This is a genomic window from Paraburkholderia sp. MM5482-R2, assembly GCF_050436125.1.
Lineage (GTDB): Bacteria > Pseudomonadota > Gammaproteobacteria > Burkholderiales > Burkholderiaceae > Paraburkholderia > Paraburkholderia tuberum.
In genome coordinates, this window is record NZ_JBNDLP010000003.1 from 3,051,073 (window position 1) to 3,062,637 (window position 11,565).

Annotated in this window: 3 protein-coding genes, 2 tRNA genes, 2 rRNA genes and 1 pseudogene; 1 reads left to right on the forward strand and 7 read right to left on the reverse strand. The window is 57.9% G+C overall.

The window, feature by feature from the left end; translation table 11 throughout:
* Position 1: 1 nt before the first annotated feature.
* The 4 genes from OKW37_RS35950 to OKW37_RS35965 all read right to left on the reverse strand — a co-directional run bounded on the left by OKW37_RS35950 (position 2) and on the right by OKW37_RS35965 (position 5,042).
* Positions 2 to 2,883, reverse strand: a 23S ribosomal RNA gene (locus OKW37_RS35950).
* Between the two features lie 346 nt (positions 2,884 to 3,229).
* Positions 3,230 to 3,305: transfer RNA gene (locus OKW37_RS35955), tRNA-Ala, on the reverse strand.
* 53 nt (positions 3,306 to 3,358) lie between these two features.
* Positions 3,359 to 3,435: transfer RNA gene (locus tag OKW37_RS35960), tRNA-Ile, on the reverse strand.
* 74 nt (positions 3,436 to 3,509) lie between these two features.
* A 16S ribosomal RNA gene (locus OKW37_RS35965) occupies positions 3,510 to 5,042 on the reverse strand.
* The 16S and 23S rRNA genes sit together here with 2 tRNA genes alongside, the layout of an rRNA operon.
* 721 nt (positions 5,043 to 5,763) lie before the next feature.
* Between OKW37_RS35965 and rpoD the strand changes: the two genes are divergently transcribed.
* On the forward strand, positions 5,764 to 7,758 hold the full coding sequence (gene rpoD / locus OKW37_RS35970) for an RNA polymerase sigma factor RpoD (protein WP_184068954.1): 1,995 nt from the start codon (positions 5,764 to 5,766) through the stop codon (positions 7,756 to 7,758).
* A gap of 330 nt (positions 7,759 to 8,088) precedes the next feature.
* Here rpoD and OKW37_RS35975 read toward each other — a convergent pair whose 3' ends face one another.
* The 3 genes and pseudogenes from OKW37_RS35975 to OKW37_RS35985 form a co-directional block, all read right to left on the reverse strand.
* Positions 8,089 to 9,192: a YjgN family protein gene (locus OKW37_RS35975; RefSeq protein WP_429403779.1), complete on the reverse strand. Its 1,104-nt coding sequence runs from the start codon at positions 9,190 to 9,192 to the stop codon at positions 8,089 to 8,091.
* A 626-nt stretch (positions 9,193 to 9,818) separates the two neighbouring features.
* Positions 9,819 to 10,259: pseudogene (locus tag OKW37_RS35980) on the reverse strand (aminotransferase class I/II-fold pyridoxal phosphate-dependent enzyme); the annotation flags it as partial.
* Entirely contained in the window at positions 10,259 to 11,431 is a 1,173-nt protein-coding gene (locus OKW37_RS35985) for an NAD(P)/FAD-dependent oxidoreductase (protein WP_184068948.1), read from the reverse strand. The pseudogene OKW37_RS35980 and the gene OKW37_RS35985, both read right to left, overlap by 1 nt.
* Positions 11,432 to 11,565: the final 134 nt, after the last annotated feature.

Genomic DNA, 11,565 nt, shown 5'->3' on the forward strand with positions numbered 1-11,565 from the left:
TAGGATCAAGCCTTACGGGCAATTAGTATCAGTTAGCTCAGTACATTACTGTACGTGCACACCTGACCTATCAACGTCCTGGTCTTGAACGACCCTTCAAGGGGCTCGAAGCCCCGGGGATATCTCATCTTAAGGCGAGTTTCCCGCTTAGATGCTTTCAGCGGTTATCTCTTCCGAACATAGCTACCCGGCGATGCCACTGGCGTGACAACCGGTACACCAGAGGTTCGTCCACTCCGGTCCTCTCGTACTAGGAGCAGCCCCCTTCAAATATCCAGCGCCCACGGCAGATAGGGACCAAACTGTCTCACGACGTTTTAAACCCAGCTCACGTACCTCTTTAAATGGCGAACAGCCATACCCTTGGGACCGGCTACAGCCCCAGGATGAGATGAGCCGACATCGAGGTGCCAAACACCGCCGTCGATATGAACTCTTGGGCGGTATCAGCCTGTTATCCCCAGAGTACCTTTTATCCGTTGAGCGATGGCCCTTCCATACAGAACCACCGGATCACTATGACCTGCTTTCGCACCTGTTCGACTTGTCAGTCTCACAGTCAAGCACGCTTATGCCATTGCACTATCAGCACGATTTCCGACCGTACCTAGCGTACCTTCGTACTCCTCCGTTACACTTTGGGAGGAGACCGCCCCAGTCAAACTGCCTACCATGCACTGTCCCCGACCCGGATCACGGGCCAAGGTTAGAACCTCAAACAGATCAGGGTGGTATTTCAAGGACGGCTCCATTGAGACTGGCGTCCCAACTTCATAGCCTCCCACCTATCCTACACAGACCGGTTCAAAGTCCAATGCAAAGCTGCAGTAAAGGTTCATGGGGTCTTTCCGTCTAGCCGCGGGGAGATTGCATCATCACAAACACTTCAACTTCGCTGAGTCTCGGGAGGAGACAGTGTGGCCATCGTTACGCCATTCGTGCAGGTCGGAACTTACCCGACAAGGAATTTCGCTACCTTAGGACCGTTATAGTTACGGCCGCCGTTTACCGGGACTTCAATCAGGAGCTTGCACCCCATCATTTAATCTTCCGGCACCGGGCAGGCGTCACACCCTATACGTCCACTTTCGTGTTTGCAGAGTGCTGTGTTTTTATTAAACAGTCGCAGCCACCAGTTTATTGCAACCCTTTCACCCTTCTGGCGCAGGCCAGTCAGGCTATGAGGGCGTACCTTATCCCGAAGTTACGGTACCAATTTGCCGAGTTCCTTCTCCCGAGTTCTCTCAAGCGCCTTAGAATACTCATCTCGCCCACCTGTGTCGGTTTGCGGTACGGTCACTGTGAAACTGAAGCTTAGAGGCTTTTCCTGGAACCCCTTCCAGTTGCTTCGCCACCGAAGTGGCTCGCCTCGCACCCTTGAATTCTGCGCCCGGATTTGCCAAAGCGCCTTCTCCAATGCAAGGACCGGGACTTCCAACACCCGGACAACCTTCCGCGATCCGTCCCCCCATCGCATTTCACAATGGTGCAGAAATATTAATCTGCTTCCCATCAGCTACGCATTTCTGCCTCGCCTTAGGGGCCGACTCACCCTACGCCGATGAACGTTGCGTAGGAAACCTTGGGCTTACGGCGAGGGGGCCTTTCACCCCCTTTATCGCTACTCATGTCAGCATTCGCACTTCCGATACCTCCAGCACACTTTCCAGTGCACCTTCGCAGGCTTACGGAACGCTCTCCTACCATGCACATTACTGTGCATCCGCAGCTTCGGTATATGGCTTAGCCCCGTTACATCTTCCGCGCAGGACGACTCGATCAGTGAGCTATTACGCTTTCTTTAAAGGGTGGCTGCTTCTAAGCCAACCTCCTGACTGTTTTAGCCTTCCCACTTCGTTTCCCACTTAGCCATATTTGGGGACCTTAGCTGGCGGTCTGGGTTGTTTCCCTCTTGACACCGGACGTTAGCACCCGATGTCTGTCTCCCGTGATTGCACTCTTCGGTATTCGGAGTTTGCTATGGCGTAGTAATCCGCAATGGACCCCACAACCATGACAGTGCTCTACCCCCGAAGGTGAGACACGAGGCACTACCTAAATAGTTTTCGGAGAGAACCAGCTATTTCCAGGTTTGTTTAGCCTTTCACCCCTATCCACAGCTCATCCCCTAACTTTTCAACGTTAGTGGGTTCGGTCCTCCAGCACGTGTTACCGTGCCTTCAACCTGGCCATGGATAGATCACCTGGTTTCGGGTCTACACCCAGCGACTGGACGCCCTGTTCGGACTCGCTTTCGCTACGCCTGCCCTAATCGGTTAAGCTCGCCACTGAATGTAAGTCGCTGACCCATTATACAAAAGGTACGCCGTCACCCCTTCGCAGAGGCTCCGACTGTTTGTATGCATGCGGTTTCAGGATCTGTTTCACTCCCCTCCCGGGGTTCTTTTCGCCTTTCCCTCACGGTACTGGTTCACTATCGGTCGATCACGAGTATTTAGCCTTGGAGGATGGTCCCCCCATCTTCAGACAGGATTTCACGTGTCCCGCCCTACTTCTCGTACACCCAGTTCTTCCATGCTGTTTTCGTCTACAGGGCTATCACCTGCTATGGCCGCACTTTCCAGAGCGTTCGACTAACAATACAGATAACGTGTACCGGCTGATCCCATTTCGCTCGCCACTACTCTGGGAATCTCGGTTGATTTCTTTTCCTGCGGTTACTTAGATGTTTCAGTTCACCGCGTTCGCCTCACGCAGCCTATGGATTCAGCTACGGATACTCCATTAGGAGTGGGTTTCCCCATTCGGACATCTCCGGATCAATGCTCGTTTGCCAGCTCCCCGGAGCTTTTCGCAGGCTACCGCGTCCTTCATCGCCTGTGATCGCCAAGGCATCCACCACATGCACTTGTTCGCTTGACCCTATAACGGGTGTGTCTCTGTGTCGACCCACGTTAGCGCTTTAGCGCTTACGTGGGTCCCATCCCCGGAGGGGATAGACGCACTCGCTACAGGTTGAGTATTCGTGTTGCGCCGTATTCCAAAGCAATCTTTCGATCACCTTTAAAATACATCGATACAATCACAACCCTGATTCACCTACTCACACACCCATCTCCAGGTATGCTTTCGTGAATCTCTTTACTACTTCTTCCTGATTGTTAAAGAACGGCAGCCGGTATGAAGCCTGTGCCTCATACCGCTCTGACTGGCTCAATCGCCAATGCGCAACGCTCTGCCTTCATGCAGAACCCTGCGCATTGAGGATTGGTGGAGGATGACGGGATCGAACCGACGACCCCCTGCTTGCAAAGCAGGTGCTCTCCCAGCTGAGCTAATCCCCCAGTCCCACAGATAGTCCAGCGGCCCCAGCCCTTCAGCTCACCAGACAAGACCGTGGTGGGTCTGGATGGATTCGAACCATCGACCCCCGCCTTATCAAGACGGTGCTCTAACCGGCTGAGCTACAGACCCTGAGCCTGTCTGCGTTGCTTCTAACCACAGCCGATAAGCGTGAGCACTTGAGTGCAGGGAATGCACAGCTCTGGAAAGGAGGTGATCCAGCCGCACCTTCCGATACGGCTACCTTGTTACGACTTCACCCCAGTCATGAATCCTACCGTGGTGACCGTCCTCCTTGCGGTTAGACTAGCCACTTCTGGTAAAACCCACTCCCATGGTGTGACGGGCGGTGTGTACAAGACCCGGGAACGTATTCACCGCGGCATGCTGATCCGCGATTACTAGCGATTCCAGCTTCACGCACCCGAGTTGCAGAGTGCGATCCGGACTACGATCGGTTTTCTGGGATTGGCTCCACCTCGCGGCTTGGCAACCCTCTGTTCCGACCATTGTATGACGTGTGAAGCCCTACCCATAAGGGCCATGAGGACTTGACGTCATCCCCACCTTCCTCCGGTTTGTCACCGGCAGTCTCCCTGGAGTGCTCTTGCGTAGCAACTAGGGACAAGGGTTGCGCTCGTTGCGGGACTTAACCCAACATCTCACGACACGAGCTGACGACAGCCATGCAGCACCTGTGTTATGGCTCCCTTTCGGGCACTCCCGCCTCTCGGCAGGATTCCATACATGTCAAGGGTAGGTAAGGTTTTTCGCGTTGCATCGAATTAATCCACATCATCCACCGCTTGTGCGGGTCCCCGTCAATTCCTTTGAGTTTTAATCTTGCGACCGTACTCCCCAGGCGGTCAACTTCACGCGTTAGCTACGTTACCAAGCCAATGAAGGCCCGACAACCAGTTGACATCGTTTAGGGCGTGGACTACCAGGGTATCTAATCCTGTTTGCTCCCCACGCTTTCGTGCATGAGCGTCAGTATTGGCCCAGGGGGCTGCCTTCGCCATCGGTGTTCCTCCACATCTCTACGCATTTCACTGCTACACGTGGAATTCCACCCCCCTCTGCCATACTCCAGCGCTGCAGTCACCAATGCAGTTCCCAGGTTAAGCCCGGGGATTTCACATCGGTCTTACAGCACCGCCTGCGCACGCTTTACGCCCAGTAATTCCGATTAACGCTCGCACCCTACGTATTACCGCGGCTGCTGGCACGTAGTTAGCCGGTGCTTATTCTTCCGGTACCGTCATCCCTCACGGATATTAGCCACGAGGTTTTCTTTCCGGACAAAAGTGCTTTACAACCCGAAGGCCTTCTTCACACACGCGGCATTGCTGGATCAGGCTTGCGCCCATTGTCCAAAATTCCCCACTGCTGCCTCCCGTAGGAGTCTGGGCCGTGTCTCAGTCCCAGTGTGGCTGGTCGTCCTCTCAGACCAGCTACAGATCGTCGGCTTGGTAGGCCTTTACCCCACCAACTACCTAATCTGCCATCGGCCGCCCCTTGAGCGCGAGGTCCCGAAAGATCCCCCGCTTTCCTCTCCCGAGCGTATGCGGTATTAATCCGGCTTTCGCCGGGCTATCCCCCACTCCAGGACACGTTCCGATGTATTACTCACCCGTTCGCCACTCGCCACCAGACCGGAGTCCGTGCTGCCGTTCGACTTGCATGTGTAAGGCATGCCGCCAGCGTTCAATCTGAGCCAGGATCAAACTCTTCAGTTCAAACCTGTTACTGTGTTCGGGCTCTCTCGAACCCGGTCGCTCACTCAACGTACTGACGATGATTGATCCGTCTTTCGACAGACAAACCTTCCTCCAATACTGTGTGAGGCTTCTGATACTTCTGCCTGACAGCAGACTCCGGAGAATCCGCCGCCGCATTCCGCATCAAGCGCCCACACTTATCGACTGTTAGTTTTTAAAGATCGGTCCGCCAAACCCGCCGCGCCTGAACCACCACTACCCGGCACCGCTTCGTTTGCGTCGCTGCGTCTGCAGCAGAGAAGCGGGATTATGGAGAGTGGTCGACAACACGTCAATACCCTTCTGCGAATTTCTTTTGGGGACAGCATGCGAGGATACGACTCCATATACAGGAAAACGACATCGAGCCCCCTTGCGCAAGGAGCAACTCGCCCCTATCTAGGTTAGGCCGCGCGCATGGCCACGGACTATGCACCTGCGTAGCCTCACGCAATGCCTGCGACAACAGCGACGATGATTTGATGTGCACCCATGAGCGCGAACCCCCAAGCTCGTATATAATGCGAGCCGCGCAAAATTTCGCATGTCCATCGGCCCGCTTCGAGCGGGCTCATCTTTTTTGCTCCCCAGAGCACAGCCCAACAACCGCGTTGAGTCACATCAGGTGATGCTGAGCCCTGCTCGAAACGCCTGACGGTAGCGTCTTGCGTCTCATAGCGAAGCCTCTAGAGGAAATTACGTGAACCCTTTCGATCGCGAAGATTCGCAACACGACACCGCCTTCACTGCCAAAGTTCCGTCCGGCCGTTCGGCCAAAGGCAAGGGCGCCGGCAAAGCGATTCCCGTGGCAGCCGAGCTGCTGCCGCAACAAGCCGAAGAACGCCAGCGCCTGATGCGCGCACTGATCCAGCTGGGTAAAGAGCAAGGCTACCTGACCCACGCGCAGATCAACGACCACCTGCCCGACAACTTCACCGCAACCGCCGCGATCGACAGCATCGTCAGCGCGTTCAGCGACATGGGCGTGCAGGTCTACGAGCAGGCCCCGGACGCGGAAACGCTGCTGCTCAACTCGAATTCCCCCGCCGTGGTGTCGGACGACCAGGCGGACGAGGAAACCGAAGTCGCGCTGTCGACCGTCGACTCCGAGTTCGGCCGCACCACCGACCCCGTGCGTATGTACATGCGCGAAATGGGCGCGACCGAGCTGCTCACCCGCGCAGGCGAAATCGCGATTGCGAAGCGCATCGAAGACGGCCTGCACGAAATGGTGCAGGCGATCGCCGCGTGCCCGCTCGCGATCTCCGCGATCCTCGCGAGCGCGCAGCAGGTTGTCGACGGCGAGCTGCGCATCGACGAACTCGTCGACGGCCTGAATGAAGAGACGGCCGCCGCGGAAGAAGTCGCGAGCGCCGACACGGATGCCGATGAAGACAGCGACGCCGACGGAGACAGCGAAGACGAAGAAGACGACGACGTCGGTCCGGAAGATTCGTCGGCGGCGGACGAAGCTCGCCTGAAGCAGCTCACGAGCGACTGCCTCGAAATCTTCGCCCAGGTCGGCATTCTGTACGACCAGATGAACGCGTCGCACGCGCGCGGCGACGTCACGTCGAAGGCCTATCTGCGCGCACGCGAAGACATTCAGCAGCACCTCGCGAAGATCCGCTTCACCGCACGCACGATCGACCGTCTGTGCGGCGACGTGCAGCGCCAGGTCGCGCAAGTGCGCGCGATCGAGCGCAACATTTTGCAGATCGTCGTCTCGAAGGCCGGCATGCCGCGCGAGAAGTTCATCGAAACGTTCGCGGGTAGCGAGGCCGACCTCGGCTGGACCGAGCGTGCCGCGCGCACCGGCGCGTCGACCTATGGTGCGGCGCTCGAGCGTCACCTGCCGGCCATCCAGTCCGAACAGCAGAAGCTGATCGACATCGAAGCGACGGTATCGCTGCCGCTCAAGCATCTGAAAGAAATCAACCGCCAGATGGTCGCGGCCGAATCGAAGATGCGCAAGGCCAAGAGCGAGATGATCGAGGCGAACCTGCGTCTCGTGATCTCGATCGCGAAGAAGTACGTGAACCGCGGCATGCTGTTCCTCGACCTGATCCAGGAAGGCAACATCGGTCTGATGAAGGCCGTGGACAAGTTCGAATACCGTCGTGGCTGGAAGTTTTCGACGTACGCGACGTGGTGGGTCCGTCAGGCCGTCACTCGTTCGCTCGCCGATCAGGCGCGCACGATCCGCGTGCCGGTGCACATGATCGAAACGATCAACAAGCTGAACCGCATTTCGCGCGAGATCCTGCAGCAGACCGGCCAGGAAGCGCATCCTGCGGTGCTCGCGGAACGCATGGAACTGTCGGAAGAGAAGGTGCGCGGCATTCTGAAGATCGCGAAGCAACCCGTATCGCTCGAAACGCCGGTCGGCGACGACGGCGATGCGACGCTGGGCGACATGATCGAAGACGCTGGCGTATCGTCGCCGGCGGATGCCGCGATGCAGGCCGACCTGCGTGCCGCGATCGACGACGCGCTCGACTCGCTGTCCCCGCGCGAAGCGAAGGTGCTGCGCATGCGCTACGGCATCAACACGAAGTCGGATCACACGCTTGAAGAAGTGGGCAAGCAGTTCGACGTGACCCGCGAGCGGATCCGCCAGATCGAGAGCAAGGCGATGCGCAAGCTCATGCATCCGAGCCGCGCGGACCGTCTGAAGTCGTTCCTCGACCGATAAGCGTTTGCCACGCTTGCCGTGCGCGCTGCACGGCAAGCCGCCCACATCGTCATACACAAGCAGCGGGATGAACCGGTCGACGGTGAGTCCCGCTGTTTGCTTTTGTGCCGTACCTTTCCACAATTTTTCAGGCGCGAATTCTCCGCTTCGCTTCCCCCCTGTTGTCCACAGATTTTGGGAACAAGCTTGTGGACAACCTGCGCATGACTGCGCTAACTCATTGAGCGTACTGCGTTTCGCGCTCGCGCCTGAGATGAGTCGCGTGTCCCATTACTTGCCGCACATCGTGCGCCCCCCGCCCATTGCCGCGCTCTCAACGCGAGTCCAATCTCAGAAGGCGCCACCATGATCGAGCAGATTCAGCATGCCCTCGCCAGTCAGCGGCGCCGCCACGGTGCTTTGCCCCAGCATATGCGGATCGAGGTAGCCGGAAACCTGCAGCGTGTCGACGGCAAACCGCATCAGCCGATGCAGCACGATTGGCGCCCCAAGGCCGAGCGTAAACACGATGATCGCAAGGTTGCCGCACTGCAAACTGAGCAGACGCGCCACGCTGACGTTACTGCCGAAATGCAATTGCGAGCCGAGCGACGTATTGCCCATCACGTGGCGCGTCAGCGCGGCGACATAGAAGCCGCGGATCAGCATCGTGCCGATGGAGAACAGCGCATAAAACAAAAACAGCGATCCGAGCGCGGCCCGCGACGGCGCCGTACTCGCCCCCGGCACCTGGCCGACATGCATCGATGCGAGAGCGCCCTTCAGAAACACCATGAACAGCACCGCGAACAACACGACCACGCCGACGAACGTAACGAGGAACAGACCGTAGACGACCCACGCGCGCCCCTTGAAGCGAAACGCCAGGCTACCGAAGCTGCTCGCGTTGATGCGGCACTCCATTAGACGCATTGATGTCCACGGCGTCATCTGGCCAAGCGTGACAACGCACAACAGCGCGTACAGCAACGCGCGCACGCCGAAGCCGAGCGCCGAGCCGGTCATGCCGCCGCGAATACCGCACCACTGCGTCCGGCTCAGCCGATAGCGCTGCGCGCCGAAAAAGGCACCCGCCGCGAGCACGACGATCAGCAGATACAACGCGATGACAGGCAGCCAACCGAGTGCCGCGCTTTTCGTCAGCATGCGCAAGACCACGCTTAGCGCGCCAGCCGCGACCACCGCGCTGAACACGACCACGGTCGCGAACAGAAAGCCCTTGAATAGCTCGCCCCCGGTGCCCGTGTACTCGAAGCGCTCGTCCTGAAACCGCATGCGCGACCAGACATATCGGCGGTTGTTCGTGGTCGCCCAGAAGCGGTAAATACCGAGCGTCACGATTTGCAGCACAAGGTTTCTGAAAAAGATGCCGTAGAGGTCGCCGAGCGTGCCGTCGTAGATCAGCAGCGGCCGCTTCTCGTCGAGTGAATTCATTGCGTTGCCCCCTTTTCCTCATTTAACGTTTTTGTGGCCTACTCACGCATTCTCGTGCGGCACTCATATGCGGCATGCATGGGCGAACGCGACGGGCGACGATGCTCTCCCGTGCGAAAGCCGACTCGTGTGGCGCGAACCCGTGTAAAACCTGTCTTTCAGACATTCCGGGAATCACGCAAAACGGAAGCCGGCCGGCAAGCACGATAATTACACGGTTTCTTATCTTTATAAATGGTATTTCTGCATATAAATCGACAACTTCCATTACAAGATTTGGCAACGCCCGAATTTATTCGAATTGCATAATCTTGAAATTAAGGCGTGCAATAACGATTTCATTGGGGGCAATCATTTGAGGGTCCACTCGCGCGTATGCGCCGTTCGACGTGGCAATCCCGGGCGGCCTCATCTGCGGCTTGCCACGGTCGCTCTCATAGAAGGCACGCGCGGACGAAAACGATTGCGTATTCGAACTCAACGCGATTCGCGATTAATAAGGAATGCGGTGAATTCTGTTAAATCGCCACAATTGTTGGCATTTGGATAAACAAACCCGGCTGCACATTAGATGCTCGCCGGGTAATCTGCCGCATTCCACTGATTGTGTTGATGCAATCAGGATTTTATTGCTCGTCGCAGTACTGCTCGAGCGCGCGGTTCATTCGGTGCACGCCGGTTTCAATCTCCTCCACACCCGGCGCGGCAAACGACAGGCGCAGCGCAGCTCTATCGGCCGCGTCCTTGTAAAACGCGAAACCCGGCACGAACATCACGTTCTGTTCGATGCACACGCGCAGATAGTCGGACGCATCGCGTGCCGCGTTCAGACGCGCCCACACGAACATGCCGCCGGCCGGACGATGAAATGCGATGTGCCGCGCGAGATGCGTGTCGAGCGCATTACATAGCGCGCGGCATTTGACGGAATACGCATCGACAATGCGGGGCAGATGCCGCTCCAACCCGCCGCTCGCGAGGTACTCGGCGGCAATCGCCTGGGTCCAGGGCGCGCTGCATAGATCGACGGTCTGCTTGGCGACCACGCATCGAGCCATATAAGGCGCTACACCACGTTCTTTTCGATGATCGGCCGGTTTTCGAGCACGCGCGTAAAGCTTAGTGAACTGAGATCGAGCGTCGCATAGCGGCCATGCAGAATCAATTCGCTGATGCCGCGTCCGGTTGCCGGCCCTTGCTGCAAACCGTGGCCGCTGAAGCCGTTCGCGAAAATGCAGTTATCGATATCCGGGTGATGGCCAATGATCGCGTTCTGATCGAGCACGTTGTATTCGTAATAGCCGGACCAGCAGTTCTGCACGCGCAGCGCCTCGAATTGCGGCACGCGATTGGCGAGCGTCGGCCAGATCACGTCGTCGAATAGCACGTGATCGACTTCATCGAGCGGTAGATCGTCGGGATCGTTATCGGCCGACGGCGACGTGCCGCAGATATACGAATTGCCTTCAGGCCGGAAGTACACGCCGCTCGGATCGATCAGCAGCGGACAGCGTTCAAGCTTTGCCGGCGACGTGACGTTGAAGATACTGCGCCGCCGCGCATAGACGGGCAGATCGATGCCGACCATCTGTGCGACCTTGCGCGACCATGCGCCGGCCGCGTTGACGACGACGTCGCAAGCATAGGTCTCACCGTCCGCGGTTTGTACCTGCGTGACGCGATTGCCCTCGCGATGCAGCGCGGTGACGTCTGCCGCGACATAGCGCGCGCCGAGCGCCTGCGCTTTCTTGCGCAGCGCCTGTACTAAACCGTAGCCGTCGAACCAGCCCTCGCCGCTTTCGCCATAAGCGCCGGCAACGAGGTCGTCGGTATTGAGCCAAGGGAAGCGCGTTTGCAAGCCATGCGTGTCGAGCAGGCTGATATCTGCGCCGAGGCTTTTTTGCAGCGCGTGATTCTCGCGCAGCGTCGCTTCACCGGCAGGTGTCGCGAGAAACAGGTAGCCGCCTTCGTGCAGATCGATCGAGGGCCGGGTACCGTCGACTTCGAGCCGCTCGCCAATCGAGCGAAGAAACTCGATGCCGAACAGCGACATCTGAATGGAAAGCGGCGTAGAAAACTGCTGCCGGATCGACGCCGCCGACAAGGCCGACGACGAACGCGCATAGGTCGGATCGCGCTCGATTACCGTGACGCCGACTGTCGGATCGGACAGCCGCAAGAAATACGCAATCGAACTGCCGATCACCCCACCGCCGACGATCACGACTTTCGAACTCACGTCTTACTCCACGAGTAACGTGGCCGCTCCAGAACGCCGGGCGGCGCAAACGGATTGCTATCTGGAACGCGCGGCTGTGGCGCGCCGGACGCCGACGGCGGCGCACCGGCATCAACGCGATGCGCCGCCAACGT

Coding starts and splice junctions, on each gene's coding strand:
- OKW37_RS35975 (WP_429403779.1), bottom strand. CDS start 9,192: ATGAATTCACTCGACGAGAAGCGGCCGCTGCTGATCTACGACGGCACG.